Source organism: Paraburkholderia sp. SIMBA_030 (assembly GCF_046535245.1).
In the GTDB taxonomy this organism is placed as follows: Bacteria; Pseudomonadota; Gammaproteobacteria; order Burkholderiales; family Burkholderiaceae; genus Paraburkholderia.
In genome coordinates this window covers 1-230 of record NZ_JAWRXB010001789.1, presented here as the reverse complement: position 1 = coordinate 230, position 230 = coordinate 1, and the positions used below count along the sequence as shown (strand labels likewise).

Genomic DNA, 230 nt, shown 5'->3' with positions numbered 1-230 from the left:
CGGCAAGGGAAACGTACAGTGTTCTCCGGCTCGCCGCGCAATACCATGTACAGTTGTGCGCTTTTCGCCTGAACAGTCGGGATGCGGCGCTGCGACGCGCGGCGCGGGGTTCTATAATCGGCTGCGCGGCGCGGCTTTGCAACGATGCTTCGAACGACGTTTCAAACGACGTTTCAAACGCGGCGCCCGCATTCATCGACAACACCGAGGGGACAGCACGCATGACGCAA

The 230-nt window shown here is 60.9% G+C and carries 1 protein-coding gene; it reads right to left on the bottom strand.

Annotated elements, in window-relative coordinates:
• Positions 1-196: hypothetical protein (locus tag SB772_RS46140; RefSeq protein ID WP_410839286.1), on the bottom strand; the 196-nt coding region annotated here is incomplete at its 3' end.
• Positions 197-230 lie beyond the last annotated feature (34 nt).